This is a genomic window from Hymenobacter arizonensis, assembly GCF_900115775.1.
Lineage (GTDB): Bacteria > Bacteroidota > Bacteroidia > Cytophagales > Hymenobacteraceae > Hymenobacter > Hymenobacter arizonensis.
In genome coordinates this window covers 1398517-1416479 of the sequence record NZ_FOXS01000001.1, presented here as the reverse complement: position 1 = coordinate 1416479, position 17963 = coordinate 1398517, and the positions used below count along the sequence as shown (strand labels likewise).

Genomic DNA, 17963 nt, shown 5'->3' with positions numbered 1-17963 from the left:
ACCAGCCATTAGCTAATGGCTCAATAAAAAGCTAGTCCCAGTCCTGCCAGCGCAGCACCTCGCCCACGGCAGGGGCGTGCAGTTCGCCACGCAGCATGCCGCCCGAGGCTACGTCGGTGAGCTGCCGCAGGGGCTCCGACGCCGGCTCGTCCGACAAACTGAACGTACCGTAGTGCATGGGAACCACGTGGCCGGCCCGCAGCACGTTGGCCGCCTTGGCGGCCTCGTGCGGGTTGACGTGGCTTTTGGCCATCATGTAGGCCGGCTTATAGGCGCCAATCGGCATCAGCACAACGTCGACGGGGCCAAATAGCTTTTCAATGGCCTCAAAATGGTCGCCGTACGAGGTGTCGCCGGCGAAGTAGATGAGCTTGTCGGCCGCTTTGGCTCGAATGAGAAAACTGCCCCAGAGCACGCGGTTCGTATCGGCCAAGCCACGGCGGTGCCAGTGGGAGGCAGGCAGATAATAAATATCTACCGGTGGTTCATCAGGTACCGTCCAGCCCATGGCCTCCCAATCAAATTGGTATTGCTGCCACCATCCAGCTTCCTGAACGTGGAAAACAGACGGTATCATGGACCGCAGCAATGTCTTCATCTGCAGCGGGGCCAAAATTTCCATGGCTGGATTTTGCTGAGCCAGCAGCTTCACGGATTTTTCGTCTAAATGGTCCCGGTGGCCGTGGCTTAGCAGGAGAAAATCGATGTTGATTAGGTCTTCGGGGCGGCAGGGCAGGGGGTGGCGACGCTGCAGGCCCACAGACGAAAAAAGGACGGGGTCGAACAGAAACGTAGTGGCCTCAATTCGAAGCAAAAAAGTGGAGTGGCCCAACCAAACCAGACCATCCTCGGTACTTTTAAGAAACGCCGTGCAGTCCACTACGGCCGGCGCCCAGGTGTCCCGCTTCTTTTCATCTTTCTGCGGATTCGTCGAGAGCTGCCATTTCAGCAAGTTGCCAAGATTTGGCTCAAACAGTTCCTCGCCATTGGCAAAGGCGTTGCCGAAGAGCTTGTTGCCTTTGTAGCCCGGCCGCACCGTGGGCAAAGATTCGTTGCGGAGATAAGAGACGTTGGCCATGTATGGGTTTAAAAAGATGCCCGGTTACGCGAGCAACCGGGCAGCTGGCTTGGGGAAACCAAACCGCACAGAAATAAATTAGTTGCCCGCCTGGCTGGCCAGCCAGGCGTCACGCAGGGCCTTCTGCCGAGCTGTTAGCCCCGCCTTCTCAACCGTCTCAACTGGTTTTAGCTGCATCACAGGCTCTTCGCTGAGAGCTAGCTGAGCCGTTTTCTCCAGGCCGCCGGTCGTTCTGAATTTTACCGGCACCACATCGGCGGGCGTATGCTTGCGCAGCACGGCCTCCAGGTCGCTGGCACGCTTAAGCTCCTTGCCATCCAGGCTCACCAGCTGGTCGCCCCGGTCGATGCCGGCCTGGTACAAGCCCGTGCCGATGCGTGTGTTGTCGGCCACCACCGCTCGGCCTTCCTGGTCAAACTCAATCTGGCGAGCCAGCGCGTTGACCGAAGACCGAACCGGAACCAGGGCCAGGCCCGCCCCGAGCAGGCTTTCGCCGAAGCTGGGCAGCTCATAGCCATACACGTGCTGCCGAAAAAACTTGCCCGCAAACGCCGTGTCCTTGCTCACCTCGCCCAATACCCGCTGCAAATCCTTCACGGTGTAAGGGTTGGTGGGCGCATAGTCTGCCTGCTTCTTGCCGAATTGCTGCCACAGGGCCTGCATGTACTTGTCGAGGGAAGTCTTGTGGTTTTGGCGCAGCTGTAAGTCGAGCACCAGCGCAATGCCCGCGCCGTGGTCGTAGTACGACAGGTAGTTGTTGGCTGAGTTCATGGGGTCAATGCTCGCCGCGGCATCGATAAAAGCAGCCTGACGGCTCATGTCAATGGCCGAGGCCTTGCGGGGGCCGGGGCTAAGCTGGTGCAGGTTCACCCAGCGGCTGAGGTCGCCCAAAAACTCCTCGTCCGAAATGAGCTTGGCCCGGCGCAGGGCCAGCCGGCTCAGATAGCTCGTGAAGCCTTCGGCAAACCACAGGGCATCACTCATGTTGGCCCGCTGGAAATCAAAGGGCTCCAGGTCGCGGGGGCGGAGGCGCTCCACGTTCCAGGCATGGATGAACTCGTGCGCGGCGGTGCCTAGGTTGCGCGTGCCGGCGTCTTCGCGCAGCGGGCGCGGGCTGGTCAGCGACGTCGAGTTGCGGTGTTCCATGCCGTCGCTGATGGCTTGGGGCAGATAGTTGGCAATGAATGTGTAGCGCCCAAAATCAAAGGCCGGCAGCTCGCCAAAAATGGCTTTTTCCTCTTTCACCACTTGCTGCACCTTCTTGGCGTAGGCGTCTAGCTCGGCTCCTGTGCCTTGGTGCAGCACGGCCAGCTCTATGGTCTGCTTGCCTTCCTGCCAGGTGCGCACCTGCTGGTCGCCCAGCGACACCGGGCTGTCCATCAGGTATTGCATGTTTGGGGCCGTGAAGGTATTCGGCTCGGCTCCCGGGCGCAGCTGCGTGGCCACTTTCCAGGTAGCAGGGAGGTCAAATTTTACCTCGGCCGGCCGGCTTTCCAGGCCAGTAGCGTAGCAGAGCGTGGCCGGAATGTTGAGGTGGGCATGCTGCTCGTCGATGCCCGAATAGGTGCCATCCGTGCGGTCGGCGTAAAGCGTGTAGCTGAACACCACGGTGCCATCGGCGCCCGGGGTCACGTCCCAGCCGTATTGGTCGGGTCGGTTGAGGGGCAGGCGTTGGTTGCGGCCATCGGTGGCCACCACGTAGTACACGTTTTTGGAAAACTCGTGCAGGGCGTAGCGCCCGGGCGAGCTGCGCGCCATGCGCACCCGAAGCGGCCCTTGGGGCAGCCCCGCGAACGTGACCGTCACCCGGGCCTCGTGGTGGACTGCATTGGGGAAAGACAGGGCGTAGCGAACGGCCGGCCCGGCATCAGCACGGGCTTGCCCCCACACCGGGTTTCCTCCCAACGCAACAATTAATAAAAAACCAGCGGTAACGAATTGATTCATAGAATAGGGGTAGCAAAGCCGGGACTCACCATCGGCGCCAAGCGCTTATTCTGCAAAGGTGCGTACGATTTGCAACAGAAGATGGCGTTTTAGCGAGCAATAAGCTACAATTAACCAAGCCCAGCCCAGCTTAGTAGACAACAGCAGAGCAAGGAATTAAGCAGCAACCCCGTCAACCAGCACTGCGGCTTCCATGGCGCCGCCAAAAAAAGTACTGCTCTTGTTCACGCGCATCCCCAGCCGTGCCAACGCCGGATGCAGCGCGGGCAGCTCCTTCGCCTGCAGGCCCGTGGTAAGCCGAAAAAACGTGTACATCATCCGAAGCAATACCCAGCGCCACCCACTTTGGGCGGGTCGAAAATCAGCCAGTAGCCACGTTCCTCCCGGCCGTAGCGCCGCTCGTAGCTGCGCCAGTGCCGGGCCTATTTCATCGGCGGCAATGCAATCAAGCACAAAAAAGGTGATGACAGCGTCAAATATTTCATCAGAGCCGAGCGCCTCTTGGGTCCCGTGCCTGAACTCGACTTGCGCTGTGGCAGCTGGAAAATCGCGGCTCAGCAAGGCCCGGGCCCGGGCTAGCATGTTGGGGGACGCCTCCAGGTAAAGCACCATGGCCCCGGGCCGGCTCCGTAACACTTCGGCCAGCACCCAGCCCGTGCCGCCGCCCAGGATGAGCACCCGCGGAGCTCCGGCTGGCAGGCCGGCCAGCGCGGCCTCTTGCACTTTCTTCAGTGAAGGCCCAAACACGGCGCCGGCCAAAAAATCGTAGCACCACGCCACCCGGTCGAAACCAGTGGGGGCGTTAGGGCCCACTGAGGGGGAGGAAGGGCGCGCAACGGGGTCGGGCATACCAAAATGCAGCGAATACAGAAAATAAATAGCGTGGCAAGTAACTGAAAAACAATTGGCGGTGCCGCCTGGGCCCGCAAAACAGCGAAAAAAACGGCGCGGGTGTTGCGCAGCTGCAAATTGGCGCTGTATCTTTGCACCATCAAAAGGCCGCACTTCCTAACGGGGAGAGCGGCTTTTTGCCCACTGCATGCGCTTGTGGCGAAATTGGTAGACGCGCTGTCTTCAGGCGGCAGTTCCGCAAGGTGTGGGAGTTCGAGTCTCCCCGAGCGCACGTTTTTAAAAAGCCAGCCCAAGAGGGCTGGCTTTTTTCGTTATTGCGTACCAAGAGCCTCTCTCGGCACATAGCCATTAATGGCTTGCCGAAGCATCTCGCTTGCCAGCGTGCCTATGAACCGTTTTACTTCCCGTTTGCTGGCACTGGCTGGCCTGCTCACCGTCGAAATTGTGCTGGGAGTAGTGCTCTTTGTGGCCGCGTTTGCCGTTTTTTTCTACCTCACTCGGGTTGTATTTGTTAATAATTCGCTGGCGCTTGACGACTGGGCCGGCGGCCTCATGGACGACCTGCGGCAAGCCCACCCCTGGATGACGGGGCCCGTGCGCTTCGTTACTTTTTTTGCGGCGCTGCCGTTTCTGTTGCCCGCGGGCATCATTACCCCACTGCTGCTGCGCCGGGCGGGCTACCGGCGCGAGGCCATGGAGCTGGTGTTGGCCATGCTGGGCGGCATCATCCTCAACCAGCTACTCAAGACGTACTTCGGGCGCCCCCGACCCAGCAACGCCCTGCTCCAAACCCTTGGTCTGAGCTTCCCCAGCGGCCACGCCATGCTGGGCATGACGTTCTACGGCTGCCTGGCCTGGTTTCTGGCTCGGCACTTCAACCGGCCGGGTTGGGTGGCGCCGCTACTAATCTGGGTGCTGCTGATTGGCCTCACGCGGGTTTATTTGCACGCCCACTACGCCACCGACGTACTGGCTGGCTTCGCGGGCGGGGCTGCCTGGTTAGTGGCCTGCCGGCTGGGCATCAAGCTTTTCTGGAAAGAGGAGAAGGAGATACTAGGCGACTAAAGCAAAGCTCGCTCGTGGTGCGGCACACAGGTTTGCTCGGGATTACCAGCCTACCTACTGATTTACTTCGCTACAAGCTAAAGCTTCACCTGCACCCGCAGAGCCAGCAAGCCCTTCACGCCCTGCAGCTCGCCTAGTTCCAGCTCTTCTACCTCGGGTTCCAGCAGGCCCCGGTCCTGCAAATAATCGATGTATTCGTAGTACTCCACGGCCTCCCGGCTTTGGGCATACACCAGGGAAATGGTGCCGGGCTGCGTCAGCCGCTCGTCGGTGCCCAGCACGGTGGCCTTGTCGATACGCTTCTTAATGATTTCGTAGCGAATGTTATAGGCGCCGTCTACGTCGAACTGGCGCTCGTCTTGCCGGAAGCGGATGCTCAGCGACTGCCCATGAATCAAAATGAGCTGCGTGGTTTCGAGGGGAACCGGTAGGGTTTCCTTCAGCGCGGCGGTGCGACGCGTAATCTCCACCATGGTCAGCAGCTGCCACAAACGCAGGTTTTTGAGAAACACCAGGTCAAAGGGCTTGTTTTCGACCAGCGCCGCGCCCACGTAGATGTTGTATTCCACGCCGTCGGTTTTGTAGCGCTGGAAGTAGTGCGGGAACATCTGCTGGGCCTTTTCTTCCTCTTCGTCCAAGTAGTCGCCCACGGCTTCGTTCAGCATCGTTACGCTGATTTCGAAGTCTTTGCGGCGCTTGTAAAGGATTCCGAGCTTGGGGTCGATGCCGTCCCAATACTTGGTGATAACCGGCCGCATCTCGGGCGTGTGGGTAGCGAGGTATTCAAACAGCGGCTCGATTTCCCTGCTTAACGAGTCGTAGATATTGGCCTCATCGCCCGACAGGATGCCGTCTTTCAGCCGCCGCAAGTTCTTGGTCACGTAGAACTTGAGCTCGTCGAGAATGGGTAGATGCTGGTATTCCGATGCTTTTTTGAGCACCTTGTTGGCCAGGGTGAGGTGCTCAATCAGGTCTTGCTGAATGGCTTCGTTGCGGGCCGTGCTGCTGCCGCGAATATCGCAGGAGCCGTGCAGCGGGTACACGTCCTCGAACACGATGGCCTCCATCTCGGCCGTGCGGTTGCCGGAGTCGAGCTGCGTGAGCAGGTTGCGGGCCGCGTCCATGAAGCGCCATTCCATGGTGGGGTGAATGGCGGTAAATTTCTCCCGAACAATGGCGTGAACTCGGGTTTGCAGGTCTTCGGCATTGCGTTTCACGGCCACCGCAAACAGGGGCAGAAACTGCGCTACTTTGTCCAGCTCAAACTCGTCGAGGCTGCCTGCTTTGGGCGTGCCCAGCTCTAGCAGGCCCACCGTGTCGTTGCCGTAGGGCAGCAGGGCCAAAATAGCTGAGTTAATCCCCAGCCCCATTATCTGGCGGCGCAGGTCTTCGGGAATGTCGGCGGTAGCCACGTTCTTCAGCACCAGGGGCTCCCGCTCATGCAGCAGTCGGTCGTAAATCTGCCGAAAGCTGCTGTCGGCCGACTGGTGCTGTACTTGTTTGGTGAGGAAGCTGTGGTTGATTTTGCGGCCAAAGTCCACAAAAGCCCGTTTTTTCTCGTCGTAGGCGGCGATGCCCAACTGCAGGGCCGGCTCGGCAAACAGCACCCGCAGCTTCTCCTGAATCTGCTCGAAGCGGGCGGGCGTCTGCAGCACGTCGCGCTCCAGCAGGTCGTACTTAAGCTCCGACAGGATTTCCTGCTCGGTCACGTCCATCAGCTGAATGATGTTGAAACCTTCCAGCTCGAAGTGTTCGGACGGCAGCAGCTCCTGCCACAGCTCCACACGGTGGCGGTTGTGAACCAGCGTGTCCATCTGCTCGGGGGTGAGCACGGGCGGCTCGCCCACCAGCTTCACCGTCACAAAATCCGAGTTGAAGTCGATGCCATAGTGCCGGTAAAGACCAATCTGATAGTCCGGCACCGTGAAGATGATAGTGCCCAGCGGGGGCAGCTGGGCCCCGTACACGCGGTGCAGAATCAGGTGGTAGGCCATCAGCCCCATCTGCTTTTCCATCGCCTCCATGTCGATGTTCAGCGGCTGCTTGATGGTGCGGTCCTTGTGCAGCATCACCTCCTCAAAGAGACGGGTGGAGTAGAAGCTGCGCCGCTGAAACGGCCCAATTACCCCGGTAATGTCGGCTGAGGACGCCGCCGGCGGGAACACCGCAAGCATCAGGGTTTCAATCAGGTCGCAGTTGCAGTCGAGCACCGTGTGGTCGGTGAGCGGGCCTCGGCACCAATCCGCTTCCGCTACTTGCGCGCCAATGGCGCGGGCCAGCAGCGCCACGCCCGCGTTGCTGTCCCGCTCCCGCTCCTGCCAATACGAAATCAGCGGCTCCAGGCTGAGCGTGGAGCGGAACGGAAAATGCGAAACAGGGGCGGTTTTGCGGGGCGCAGGCACCGGAGCAGCCACTGGAGATATAGGTTCGGCAGGCATATAAGCGAAAAACACAAATTTCCGGCCAGTCGTTGCAGCCCGGCAAGCACTATACGAGGATGGCTGGCCACCCGGCTATTTAACAACCTCGATGGTAGGCCGTTGCTTTAAGTCGATGACGGCCACGCTGTCGAGCGCAGTGCCGTTTCGGGAGGCGTATTTGGTAAAAGCTGTTTTCTGGTTATTGGTGTAGCAGGTGCAGCATTTTTTGCCTTCAAAGCTGCCGTCAAGCTGCACGCTATCGATGAGCAGTGCGGTGGTGGGCACAGGCTTGCTGCGCGGCCTCTGTACGAGGTATTGTACCTCGTAGCGATATGCGTTGAGCTTGCTGGTACCAATCTGACCAAATGGCGTGGTGTTGTTCAGCTGAATGTTGTCGCGGGCCCGTGCCGCAGTCCGAATCAGCGTCACCGATTCCGGCTTGTTAGTCGCCGAAAAGCGCTTCGGCGCCCGCGTGATGATGATGGTGTCGAGTTCAGCAGTGCTGAAAGCTTGCGAAAAGCTGATGTTAACAGCATCGGCTTCGTCGTCCTGGCAGGGGGGACACACCTCGTTGGCGCAGCAGCCGCTCAGCAACCAAGCCAGGCTCAGGCAGAGAAGGGTTGGGAAACGGAAAGAGAGAAAGTAGGCCATAGCGCGGGCAAAGGTAAGGCCCGTAGCACCCACCTTACCGGGGCAAGGCAGGGCGCTACGGGCCACTCATTGTTATTAGGGGGTAGCACCAGAGGCACCGGCGCGGTTTAGCGGCTACCCGTCACCACCGACGACGAAGGCAACGTCGGGTTCTCAACCGTGCCGCCTGCCATCAGCAGGGGGCGCAGACGGGCCGTGGCCGTATCGAGCTGGGGCCGAATTTGGGCCATGGCGCCGCGCAGAGCGATGATGTCGGCCAGGCGCGGGGCCGTGGTTTGCGAGTATCCGTGATACATGGCCACTTTCACGGCCGAAGTGCCGTTGCCCACATAGGAGCCCAGCAGGTTTCCGTTTGCGTCGCTCACCTGCACTTCGGCCTGCAGGCTGGTTTTGTACCATTCCAGTGGGATGCCAAATACGGCTGGCAAGAGAAAAGTGAGCACCTGCACGCCTTGCAGGCCGCGGCCCGTGCGCAGGGTGCGCACCTTCTTAACCACAAGCTTGGCGTAGCCAAACGTTGCCGTGTCGGTTGGCTCGGTTAGGTTGGTCTGGCACTCCTGCTGGAACAGCTTGAGGGGGTCTTCGGGCAGGGCGCCGTCGTTCATGGCGAGCGGGCCTTGGTCGGCTAGAATCTCCAGAGCCGGCAGGCGGTTTGCAATGGCGGCCGAAGGAGTGCCTTTCATCATGGACTTTACCGACACGCAAGCCGGAGCCACCAGCAGAGCCGGGGCAAGAGCCAATATGGCGAGTTGACGAGTAAATTTCATAGATGTAAGTTAATAATAATGAGGAAAAAGTAAATGAAAAACCTGAATGTTGCTAATTAGCTAACAGTGCTCGGAAATGAAGAGCTAAGTTAGCCAAGGCAGCGGGCAGGCAGGTTTATTTTTCGGTGAATGCACAAAAATTGCCTCCCACCGACGCCGAATATTGCGTTGTGGGAGGCGAAAATTAGGGAGCTAAAGCGGGGTTAAAAAGTCCGGTTTTGGAAGCGCGCGGTTCGCTTGCTCAAACCCTTTACGTGTAGAGGTAGGTAGGTTTTTTAACGTTCAACAAAAAAGCCTGAAAGGCTGGGGCAAGGTCATTAGCCTCGCCCCAGTTTGTGCCTTAATGGGCGCTGCCAGCCAGCTGTTGGGGGGCTTCTACCTCGGTGGGGTCGGGGCCCTGGTAGTCGTCAATAAATTCGCCTTCCCAGCGGGCCACTACTGCCGACGCCAGGCAGTTGCCCAGTACGTTCACGGCGGTGCGGGCCATGTCCATGAGGGCATCAATGCCCAGGATGATAAACACGGGCCAGGCCGGTAGGCTGAACGAGGCCACCGTAGCAAGCAGAATAACCAGCGAAGCGCGGGGCACGCCGGCCACGCCTTTGCTGGTGAGCATGAGGGTGAATACCATGAGCAGCTGCTGGCCAAAAGTGAAGGGCACGCCGGCCGCCTGGGCCACAAATACGGCTGCCAGCGAAAGGTAGAGCGTGGTGCCGTCGAGGTTGAAGGAGTAGCCAGTGGGCATCACGAAGGCCACAATGCGGCGCGGCACGCCAATGCTCTCCATGGCTTCCATGGCGCGCGGCAAAGCTGCTTCCGACGAGGTGGTGGCGAAGGCAATGCTCACCGGCTCGGCCACGGCTGCCAGAAAGCGGCGCAGCGGGATGCGTGCTATTAACGCCACCGGCAGCAGTATCAGAATGGCAAATGCAATGAGGGCCCCGTAGAGGGTCAGGAGTAGCTGCAGGGCGTTTAGCAAGGGCGCAAAGCCCATTTTGCCCACCGTGTAGGCCAGGGCGCCGCCCACCCCGAGGGGGGCAAAGAACATCACCACGTTGGTGAACTTGAACATCACTTCCGAGAGGCTTTCGCAGAACTCCAGCATCACGCGGCGGGGGCGCTCGGGTGTGAGGGCCAGGCCAATGGCGAACAAGATGGCAAAAATTACCACCTGCAGCACCTGGCCTTCCGCCACCGACTTGGCGATGTTTTCGGGGAAGATGTGCAGGATGATGTCGGCCGCCGACTGCGGGGCCACTGCGGCCAGCTCTTCTTCCTTCACGCCGGCCTGGCTGATGCCCACGCCGGCCTTGGTGAGGTTGATGGCCGCCAAGCCAATGAACAAGGCAAAGGTGGTGACTATCTCGAAGTAAATAAGTGCTTTGAGACCCATGCGGCCCACCTGTTTCAGGTTGGCGTGGCCAGCAATGCCCACCACCAGCGTAGCAAATACAAGCGGGGCGATGATGGTTTTGACCAAGCGCAGGAAAGCGTCGCTCAGCACCTTGAAGTTCATGGCAACATTCGGGGCATCGTGCCCAAGCTCGATGCCGACGAGCATGCTGTACACAATCCAGAGGGTGAGGGAGCGGCGGGGGGCCACCGCAGCGGCCAACGCGACCAGTGCCACCCAGCGTGCTGCTACGGGAACCGCCGCGGGAAATGCCAGTATATTATTGGCTGTCAGGACAGTGAGTAGGATGCCAATCGCTACTAAGACAACCGCAACGAGGAATAAACGAGATTTCGTCATGCAACTAAAAAGGCCGAGGGAATGGAATGAGGGCATAAAGAACGGCATTCTTCCGCCAGCAAACCTGTGCGGCCCTTATTGCAGGTTGCCCGGCTCCCGAAAAACGCCACAATGAGTAGCTCTTCGGACCGTTTAGGACCATTGTACGGCCTGCCCAAGGCGGCCCACAGGGCCACGGCACGGGTTGTCCAAACTTTTGGCTGCATCTTCGGCGCCCGCCCTTGCTTTCCCCTTATGCCCATCTGGACCCTGACTGCCCAGCAGCTGCACCTCAACTACGTCTGGAAAATAGCCCGCAACGCCAGCGCCACCAAAACCAACCTGCTGCTGCGCATAGCCGGCCAGGGCCAACAAGGCATAGGCGAGGCCGCCCCCAACGTGCGGTACGGCGAATCGCCGGAGCTACTGACGCAACAGTTTGCCGCCTTGCAGGCCAGTGGCTTGGCCGAAGTAACCTCGCTGGCAGCGCTGGATGCTCTACTGGCAGAGCAGCCCACCGCCCACGCCCTGCGCTTTGGCCTGGAGGCCGCCCTGGTGCAATGGCTGGCGGCCTGCGCCGGGCAGCCGGTGTGGCAGTGGCTGGGCGTGCCAGCACCGGCCCGCCGCGTGCCCACTGCGTTTTCGCTGCCCATTATGGAGCCAGAGGAAGTAGCCGGCTTCCTTCGCCAGCAGAACGCGGCACGGTTTGAGGTTCTTAAAATCAAGGTAAATCAAGCCGCGGGCCTCGGCTTGCTGGCCGAAGTAGCCCGGGCCCTGCCCAACCACGCTTTGCTGGTAGACGGCAACGAGGCCTGGCCCGATGCCGACGCTGTACTGCAGTTTCTAGAACAGGCGGCGACGCTGCCCGGCCTGCGGCTGCGCTTTCTGGAGCAGCCCTTGCCCGCGGCCCTGGCCGATGACTACCGCTACCTGCGCCCGCGCAGCTCGGTGCCGCTTCTGGCCGATGAGTCGGTGACGGATACCGCCGATTTTGCAGCCATCGCGCAGCAGTTTCACGGCGTGAACGTGAAGCTGATGAAAGCCGGCGGCTTTCGGCGCGGCATCGACTTGCTGCGGCAAACGCGGGCCCACGGCCTCACGCCCATGCTCGGCTGCATGGTGGAAACCAGCGTGGGCATTGCCGCGGCGCTCCACATCAGCGCGCTGGCGGATGTGCACGACCTCGACGGCTTTCTGATTGTGAAGGACGAGCCGTTTGGGGTGGTAGGGGAGGAGGCAGGGCAGCTTTGCCTGCGGGAGGAAAAAGCCGGATAACGGGGTTTATAACATAAAAAAAGCCAAACCTCCATGCTGGGGTTTGGCTTTTTGATTGAGCGTTATAACGTTGCTCAGGAGTCGTTTTTGCAGAGAGCTTTATTTCGGCGCTTTCATTTGCGCATCAAGCTGGGCCAGTTGAGCGTCGATGTCCTTGGTGTCGGGCATGTCGGTGCGGCCTTGGCTGAGGAGGTTGACTTTTTGCGTCAGCAGCTCCACTTTCTTGTTAAGGAAGTTCATTTGTACGGCCGGGTCAACGAACGTCGTGCCCCGCTCTACATAGGTGTTGAACTTGCCGCTGGGCCCGTTGGGTGCCTCGCCCCGCGCTGCTGCTGCGCTGCCGGGCGTGGCAAATACCACCCCGCCATCGGCCCGCACGTAGTCGCCTTCGCGCAGGGTTAGCTTTTTGCCCTTGGGATGGACTTTATCGGCGGGCATTTCCACGATGCCGCTCTTGTAGTTGATTTTGACGCCGCCAGCTAGCTTCACGTTTTGGGTCAGGGGAGTAATCTGGCTGCCTTCGCGGCGCACTACTTCGCCGTCCTTGAACACGAACTGTGTGCGGGCGGTGGTCTTCACGGGGAAGCCCCCGTCCTGGGCCGCTACGGGGCGAGGGGCGGTAGCCAGGCAAGCAACGGCGAGCAACCCAAAGAGAATGCGTTTCATATAGCGGGGAAATGGAGAATGAATCTGCGAGAATACGGGTTTTTAGCTAATTTGATGAGCTACCGCTCAGGCAACAATAATTTAATTCAAAATAAACGGGAACAATGTTGCAACATTAAATGTATGTACATAAATTTGCATCCGATTCCACATCATCCCATGCGCATCGAAGACGAAATCAAGCAGCCCATTTTCAAAGACGAGCACCAGAAAGCTTACATAAACCTGGTGTACACCGCGGGCTGGCTCCAACTCCGTCAGGCCGCGGCGTTCAAGACGTTTGGCTTGACTTTACCGCAGTTTAACATCCTGCGCATTTTGCGCGGCCAGCACCCCTTGCCCGCTACCGTAGCCCTGCTCATTGAGCGGATGCTGGACAAAACGAGCAATGCTTCCCGTATAGTAGACCGCCTGGAAGAGAAGAAGTTAGTGACGCGCACCGTTTGCCCCGCCAACCGCCGCGCCGTCGACATTCGCATCACCAAAGCCGGCCTCGACCTGCTTGAGCGCATTGAGGAAGCCGGCGTTACGCAAAGCAGTGGAGTCACTCAGCTCAACGCCACCGAATTGCACCAACTTAACACCCTGCTCGACAAAATCAGGTCGGTGGAGTAATCGGTTTTTCACTTCCGGATGCCTTCATCCGCCCAACACGTTTTTCCCTTGCGGCCCATCCGCTGCCTTCTTTTTTAACAACTCCCTTTTTTAAATTTCTTTTTCAGATGAAAAAAATCCTGTTGCCCGCCCTGTTCGCAGTTGCCATACTTGGTGCTGCTCCTGTTGCTTCGGCGCAAAAAATGAACAGCGAGAAAATGGCTGCCAACTCGGCGGCCTACAAGGTTCAGCCGCAGCTGAGCACCCTGGGCTGGGAAGGCAAAGCCGTAACTCACGGCCACAACGGCACCATGAACTTCACCGAAGGCCAACTGCTGGTGAAAGGCAACGCCGTAGTGGGTGGCACCGTGATTGTGGACATGAAGAGCATGAAGGCCACCGACATCACCGATACCGAGAGCCACGGCAAATTTGTGGGTCACATGACCAGCGAAGATTTCTTTGGCGTAGAGAAAAACCCAACCTCGACCTTCAAAATTGTGAGCGTGGCCCCCATCAAAGGTGCCGCCAAGGATGCTGACAACGCCACCATCACCGGCGACATGACCATCAAGGGCGTGACGCAGCGCATCAGCTTCCCCGCCAAAGTGGGCGTAAAGCAAGGTGTGGCCGCCGCCACGGGCAAAGTGACCATCGACCGCACCAAGTTTGGCCTGAAGTACGGCTCGAAGTCGTTCTTCGACAGCCTCGGCGACAAAGCCATCAACGACACCTTCGACCTGACTTTCAACGTCATCGCCAAGAATTCGTAATTTCGGCACCGTCCGCTTTGCCGGATGTTGTGGCCTGGAATACCAGTAGCCGAAAAAGCCCGCCAGTTATGGCGGGCTTTTTTTATTCCGGAACAGTGAAGGTTCTGGGCAGCTCGAACTTGAGGTGGCGGCTCTTGCTGCGCGCGTGCAAGGCCTCAAGCAGCTCATCGAGCTCGGGTTTGTATTCGACCCACAGGTCTTCGTGCAGGTGTTTGAGTACCAAGGCCGGCAACCGCGCTGCCAGCCGGGCCGTGGCATTGAAAAAGCCGTCGTACACGCTGTCGAACTGCCCGGAATAGTTGTCGGTGCACTGCCGGAGAACGTAAAGCAGCAAGTCGACTTCCAATTGCTTGTTTTTGGTGATGCGGCGGGCCCGGGCGGCCTCTTGCACGCTGGCCCGCAGGGCTTTTACCAGGCTGCGATTGAGCAGGCGGCCCGATACTGCTAGGTTGAACAGCTCGTGGATGCGGTCGGCGGCCTCTTCCTGGATTTGGGCGAGCGTCACGTCGGCCACCAGCTCGTAGCGGTAGGTTTCGTAGAGCTCGGCGTCGCGGCGCACGGCCCGCAGGAGCAGCGCTTCCTTCTCGGCTTCGGACAAACGCTTGAGGGCTTTTTTAAAATCGGGGGAGGGGACGGGCATTTAGTGACGGGAGCTAATGGAAACGCGTAACAGCTTGGGTTATTCGAAAGCAAAGGGTAATAGTTGTTATGGGGACTGAAAACTACAGCGTGCGTCAACGAGCCAGCTTGCTACCGAACTATTTCGTTCCCTGAAATGCATCGGCTAGGCATGAGCTCACTGTTCCGATAACCTGCTAAAATCGCCCAAACGCAAGGAAACGATTTGACTACAATTTCAGTTATTATCAGCTGCCCCACGCGGGCTTTCCTGCGTAAATTTGCCTTATGAACACTCGCCCGCAAATTGATTACGATGAGGAGGTATTGCTGCTCGAAGAAGAAGTCGAGCTACGCAACCTCGTTGTGTACAACGACGAGGTCAATACCTTCGACCACGTCATCAAAACCCTGATTGACGTGTGTGGCCACCAGCCCGAGCAGGCCGAGCAATGCACGCTGCTCATCCACTACAAAGGGCAGTGCGCGGTTAAAATTGGCACTTACGAGGAATTGGAGCCGCTTTGCACCGCCATCCACGACCGCGGCATTTCGGCCGATGTCGTTTAAATAAGCTGTTAGCTCGTAGCTATTGGCTGTTTGCTTTTCGGTCATTTATTGGTTGACCTCCAGCGGCAGTTCCCAGAGCCAACAGCCAACAGCTATAAGCCAATAGCTGATACTGAATGGAATTTCCTTCTAAACTGATTGAAAACGCAGTGGGCGAGTTGTCTCGCCTGCCCGGCATTGGGCGCAAGACGGCGTTGCGCCTGGCCCTGCACCTGCTCAAAGCCGAGATGGACACCACCGCCTCCCTGGCCGAAGCGTTGGCCAAAATGCGGTTTGAAATCACTTATTGCCGCACCTGCCACAGCATTTCCGACGCCGAGGAGTGCGGCATCTGTGCCAACAAGCTGCGCGACCACAGCCTGGTGTGCGTGGTATCGGATGTGCGCGACGTTATTGCCATTGAGAATACGGGCCAGTACAAAGGCGTGTACCACGTGCTGGGCGGCGTTATCTCCCCCATTGAAGGCGTAGGGCCTTCTGATTTGCACATCGACTCCTTGGTGGAGCGCGCCAGCATTGAAGACTCGGAAATCCGCGAGGTAATTCTTGCCATCAGCCCCACCATGGAGGGCGACACGACGGCCTTTTACCTGTCGCGCCGTCTGCGCGACCTGCCCAACGTGCACATCAGCACCATTGCCCGCGGCATTCCCATGGGCGGCGAACTGGAATACGCCGACGAAATCACGCTGGGCCGCAGCATTGTTGAGCGCCTGCGCCAGGCGCGGTAGGGCGGGAGAAAAGCCCAATCTAGTTACGCTTAATCAGACTTAACCTATTAGTAATACAAGCCCATGGCACTGCTACAGTGGCCATGGGCTTGTCGCTTTTTATGTCTTCGGTGTTGGATTGCTTAAATGTATAACCATGTCGCCACGCAATGGCGGGCAAGGTCTTAATTTCGTCACTGTGGTGAAGCTCTCCGTCGTTATTGTCAACTATAACGTCTGCTATTTTCTGGAGCAGGCGCTGCTATCCGTTCGGCGGGCGGTAGAAAAGCTCGGCCAGCCGGTGGAGGTGTTTGTGGTCGACAACAACTCGGTAGATGGCTCGGTGGCCATGGTGAAAGAACGGTTTCCGGAAGTGGTCCTGATTGCCAACCGCGACAATCCGGGTTTCTCCAAGGCCAACAACCAAGCCCTGCGGCGCGCCACCGGCGAGTATCAGCTCCTGCTGAACCCCGACACGGTGGTGGAGGAAGACACCTTCCGGGCCTGCTGCGAGTTTATGGACGCGCACCCCAACTGCGGGGGGCTGGGTGTGAAAATGCTCGACGGCCAGGGCCAGTTTCTGCCCGAGAGCAAGCGGGCCCTGCCCACACCCGCGGTGGCCTTCTACAAGATGTTTGGCTTGGCGAAACTCATGCCCAAGTCGCGCACCTTTGGCCGCTACCACCTCGGCTACCTCAGCCCCGAAGAAACCCACGAAGTAGAGGTGCTCAGCGGCGCTTTTATGCTGCTGCGCAAGGAAGCGCTCGACCAGGTTGGCCTGCTCGACGAAGACTATTTCATGTACGGCGAGGACATCGACCTCTCGTACCGCCTCACCCGGGGCGGCTGGAAAAACTACTACTACCCCGGCACCCGCATCATTCATTACAAGGGCGAAAGCACGAAGCGCACCAGCGTAAATTTTGTGTTTGTGTTCTACCGGGCCATGGTGGTTTTCGCCCGGAAGCACTTCGCGCCGGGCCGGGCCGGGCTGTTTTCGCTGCTCATAAACGCGGCAATCTGGCTGCGGGCCGGCGCGGCTTTGCTCGAGCGCCTGGCGGTGCGGGTGGCCCCGCTGCTGCTCGACGCCACCCTGATTTGGGTGGGCATGTATTTCCTGAAATCGTACTGGGAGAACAACCACAAGTTTGTGCCCGGCGACTACCCGCCGCAATACATGGCCGTGGCCGTGCCCGCCTACATTCTCGTCTGGCTGACGTCGGCCTACCTGAGTGGCGCCTACGACCCGCCCGTGAAAACGTCCCGGGTGGTGCGGGGTATTTTTGTGGGAACGCTCCTGATTTCGGCCGCGTCTAACTTTCTCGATGCCTGGCGCTTTTCCAAGGCCCTGATAATATTGGGTAGCGCCTGGGCCGTGGCGGCCGTGGTGGGGCGGCAGCTGCTGGCCCACTTCATGAAGTACCGCGACCTGCGCCTGAGCGAGCGCCGCCAAAAGAACATTGCCATTGTGGGCTCGGGGCCCGAAAGCCGCCGCGTGCGCCACCTGCTGGAAGCGGCCGGGGTGAAGGCCCGCGTAATCGGCTACGTGAGCATGGCACCCAAAGCCGTTGCCGTGGAAATGGCGTACGCCTCTCCCTTCGGCTACGCCGCTGCCGAACCGCTCGAAGAGCCGCTGGGCGAGCTGCGCCAGTTGGCCGATATTATCCGCCTGTATGCTTTGGATGAGCTGATTTTCTGCGGCAAAGACCTGCCGGCGAGCCAAATCATCGCCCTCATGCTCAGCTTGCCCGCCGAACCGCGGGTGGCCTACAAAATCCTGCCCGAAGACAGCCAGTACATCATCGGCAGCAGCAGCAAAGACCGGCCCGGCGACTACTACACCCTCGACATTGCCCTGAACCTGTACCAACCCCGGCAGGCCCGCGCCAAGCGCCTGCTCGATGTGCTGACCAGTGTGGGCCTGCTGGTGCTGGCGCCGTTGCTGATTTGGTTTCAGCCTACTAAGGCTGGGTTTCTGAAAAACTGCTTTTCTGTACTGGTCGGGAGCCGCACGTGGGTCGGGCTGCGCCACATGGCGGGGTCGGCCCGGGCGGTGCCCGCGGTGCTGTCGCCCGCCGATGCCGCCGTGTCGGGCACGCCGCTCACCGAAGTCACATTGCGCCGATTGGAGCTACTTTACGCCAAGGATTACGAACCCAGCATGGACCTGAGCGTGCTCTGGCGCTGCTGGCGGCGCTTGGGGTAATTCCATCTTCGTCCGCAGGCCGGCGTAACTTTGTACCCT

At 59.2% G+C, this 17963-nt stretch carries 16 protein-coding genes and 1 tRNA gene; 8 read left to right on the top strand and 9 right to left on the bottom strand.

Annotation, left to right across the window (positions count from 1 at the left end; genetic code table 11):
- Positions 1-31: 31 nt before the first annotated feature.
- The 3 genes from BMZ66_RS05955 to BMZ66_RS05945 form a co-directional block, all read right to left on the bottom strand.
- Entirely contained in the window at positions 32-1078 is a 1047-nt protein-coding gene (locus tag BMZ66_RS05955) for an MBL fold metallo-hydrolase (protein ID WP_092669950.1), read from the bottom strand.
- Between the two features lie 78 nt (positions 1079-1156).
- On the bottom strand, positions 1157-3025 hold the full coding sequence (locus BMZ66_RS05950; protein ID WP_092669948.1) for a M61 family metallopeptidase: 1869 nt from the start codon (positions 3023-3025) through the stop codon (positions 1157-1159).
- A 156-nt stretch (positions 3026-3181) separates the two neighbouring features.
- Entirely contained in the window at positions 3182-3838 is a 657-nt protein-coding gene (locus BMZ66_RS05945) for a class I SAM-dependent methyltransferase (protein ID WP_177204607.1), read from the bottom strand.
- Positions 3839-4066: 228 nt separating this feature from the next.
- Between BMZ66_RS05945 and BMZ66_RS05940 the strand changes: the two genes are divergently transcribed.
- Positions 4067-4148 (top strand) — tRNA-Leu (locus tag BMZ66_RS05940).
- Positions 4149-4264: 116 nt separating this feature from the next.
- Complete coding sequence (locus BMZ66_RS05935; protein WP_177204606.1) at positions 4265-4942, top strand: phosphatase PAP2 family protein; 678 nt, start codon at positions 4265-4267, stop codon at positions 4940-4942.
- A 77-nt stretch (positions 4943-5019) separates the two neighbouring features.
- On the opposite strand, the gene BMZ66_RS05930 is transcribed toward BMZ66_RS05935, so the two are convergent.
- The 4 genes from BMZ66_RS05930 to BMZ66_RS05915 all read right to left on the bottom strand — a co-directional run bounded on the left by BMZ66_RS05930 (position 5020) and on the right by BMZ66_RS05915 (position 10533).
- Positions 5020-7380 carry a GAF domain-containing protein gene (locus tag BMZ66_RS05930; RefSeq protein ID WP_143080071.1) on the bottom strand — a complete coding sequence of 787 codons (2361 nt, stop codon included), beginning with the start codon at positions 7378-7380 and terminating at the stop codon, positions 5020-5022.
- 75 nt (positions 7381-7455) lie between these two features.
- Positions 7456-8013: a hypothetical protein gene (locus BMZ66_RS05925; protein WP_092669940.1), complete on the bottom strand. Its 558-nt coding sequence runs from the start codon at positions 8011-8013 to the stop codon at positions 7456-7458.
- 107 nt (positions 8014-8120) lie between these two features.
- Positions 8121-8780, bottom strand: coding sequence for a hypothetical protein (locus tag BMZ66_RS05920; RefSeq protein ID WP_092669938.1), 660 nt, complete (start codon positions 8778-8780; stop codon positions 8121-8123).
- Between the two features lie 340 nt (positions 8781-9120).
- Positions 9121-10533, bottom strand: a complete 1413-nt coding sequence (locus BMZ66_RS05915) for a dicarboxylate/amino acid:cation symporter (RefSeq protein ID WP_092669936.1) — start codon at positions 10531-10533, stop codon at positions 9121-9123.
- Between the two features lie 234 nt (positions 10534-10767).
- Here BMZ66_RS05915 and BMZ66_RS05910 point away from each other — a divergent pair, with 234 nt between their 5' ends.
- Complete coding sequence (locus BMZ66_RS05910; protein ID WP_177204605.1) at positions 10768-11787, top strand: enolase C-terminal domain-like protein; 1020 nt, start codon at positions 10768-10770, stop codon at positions 11785-11787.
- Positions 11788-11886: 99 nt separating this feature from the next.
- On the opposite strand, the gene BMZ66_RS05905 is transcribed toward BMZ66_RS05910, so the two are convergent.
- Positions 11887-12453: a DUF6799 domain-containing protein gene (locus BMZ66_RS05905; RefSeq protein ID WP_092669932.1), complete on the bottom strand. Its 567-nt coding sequence runs from the start codon at positions 12451-12453 to the stop codon at positions 11887-11889.
- 159 nt (positions 12454-12612) lie between these two features.
- Here BMZ66_RS05905 and BMZ66_RS05900 point away from each other — a divergent pair, with 159 nt between their 5' ends.
- Positions 12613-13068: a MarR family winged helix-turn-helix transcriptional regulator gene (locus BMZ66_RS05900; protein WP_092669930.1), complete on the top strand. Its 456-nt coding sequence runs from the start codon at positions 12613-12615 to the stop codon at positions 13066-13068.
- A 107-nt stretch (positions 13069-13175) separates the two neighbouring features.
- Complete coding sequence (locus BMZ66_RS05895; RefSeq protein ID WP_092669928.1) at positions 13176-13820, top strand: YceI family protein; 645 nt, start codon at positions 13176-13178, stop codon at positions 13818-13820.
- 82 nt (positions 13821-13902) lie between these two features.
- Here the strand turns inward: BMZ66_RS05895 and BMZ66_RS05890 are convergent, their stop codons facing one another.
- Complete coding sequence (locus BMZ66_RS05890; protein WP_092669926.1) at positions 13903-14460, bottom strand: hypothetical protein; 558 nt, start codon at positions 14458-14460, stop codon at positions 13903-13905.
- Positions 14461-14726: 266 nt separating this feature from the next.
- On the opposite strand from BMZ66_RS05890, the gene BMZ66_RS05885 reads away from it, so the two are divergent.
- From BMZ66_RS05885 to BMZ66_RS05875, 3 genes are all read left to right on the top strand, one after another.
- A complete protein-coding gene (locus tag BMZ66_RS05885; protein ID WP_092669924.1) occupies positions 14727-15008 on the top strand; it encodes an ATP-dependent Clp protease adaptor ClpS in 282 nt (93 codons plus the stop codon).
- A gap of 116 nt (positions 15009-15124) precedes the next feature.
- Entirely contained in the window at positions 15125-15739 is a 615-nt protein-coding gene (recR, locus tag BMZ66_RS05880; protein ID WP_092669922.1) for a recombination mediator RecR, read from the top strand.
- 136 nt (positions 15740-15875) lie between these two features.
- Positions 15876-17924 carry a glycosyltransferase family 2 protein gene (locus BMZ66_RS05875; protein ID WP_092669920.1) on the top strand — a complete coding sequence of 683 codons (2049 nt, stop codon included), beginning with the start codon at positions 15876-15878 and terminating at the stop codon, positions 17922-17924.
- The last annotated feature ends 39 nt before the right edge of the window (positions 17925-17963 follow it).

Excerpts from the sequence above, each read along its gene's own strand:
- BMZ66_RS05925 (WP_092669940.1), bottom strand. The coding sequence starts at position 8,013 with ATGGCCTACTTTCTCTCTTTCCGTTTCCCAACCCTTCTCTGCCTGAGC.
- BMZ66_RS05955 (WP_092669950.1), bottom strand. The coding sequence starts at position 1,078 with ATGGCCAACGTCTCTTATCTCCGCAACGAATCTTTGCCCACGGTGCGG.
- BMZ66_RS05875 (WP_092669920.1), top strand. The coding sequence starts at position 15,876 with ATGTCGCCACGCAATGGCGGGCAAGGTCTTAATTTCGTCACTGTGGTG.
- BMZ66_RS05930 (WP_143080071.1), bottom strand. The coding sequence starts at position 7,380 with ATGCCTGCCGAACCTATATCTCCAGTGGCTGCTCCGGTGCCTGCGCCC.
- BMZ66_RS05900 (WP_092669930.1), top strand. The coding sequence starts at position 12,613 with ATGCGCATCGAAGACGAAATCAAGCAGCCCATTTTCAAAGACGAGCAC.
- BMZ66_RS05890 (WP_092669926.1), bottom strand. The coding sequence starts at position 14,460 with ATGCCCGTCCCCTCCCCCGATTTTAAAAAAGCCCTCAAGCGTTTGTCC.
- BMZ66_RS05950 (WP_092669948.1), bottom strand. The coding sequence starts at position 3,025 with ATGAATCAATTCGTTACCGCTGGTTTTTTATTAATTGTTGCGTTGGGA.
- BMZ66_RS05910 (WP_177204605.1), top strand. The coding sequence starts at position 10,768 with ATGCCCATCTGGACCCTGACTGCCCAGCAGCTGCACCTCAACTACGTC.
- BMZ66_RS05895 (WP_092669928.1), top strand. The coding sequence starts at position 13,176 with ATGAAAAAAATCCTGTTGCCCGCCCTGTTCGCAGTTGCCATACTTGGT.
- recR (WP_092669922.1), top strand. The coding sequence starts at position 15,125 with ATGGAATTTCCTTCTAAACTGATTGAAAACGCAGTGGGCGAGTTGTCT.
- BMZ66_RS05920 (WP_092669938.1), bottom strand. The coding sequence starts at position 8,780 with ATGAAATTTACTCGTCAACTCGCCATATTGGCTCTTGCCCCGGCTCTG.
- BMZ66_RS05935 (WP_177204606.1), top strand. The coding sequence starts at position 4,265 with ATGAACCGTTTTACTTCCCGTTTGCTGGCACTGGCTGGCCTGCTCACC.
- BMZ66_RS05915 (WP_092669936.1), bottom strand. The coding sequence starts at position 10,533 with ATGACGAAATCTCGTTTATTCCTCGTTGCGGTTGTCTTAGTAGCGATT.
- BMZ66_RS05885 (WP_092669924.1), top strand. The coding sequence starts at position 14,727 with ATGAACACTCGCCCGCAAATTGATTACGATGAGGAGGTATTGCTGCTC.
- BMZ66_RS05905 (WP_092669932.1), bottom strand. The coding sequence starts at position 12,453 with ATGAAACGCATTCTCTTTGGGTTGCTCGCCGTTGCTTGCCTGGCTACC.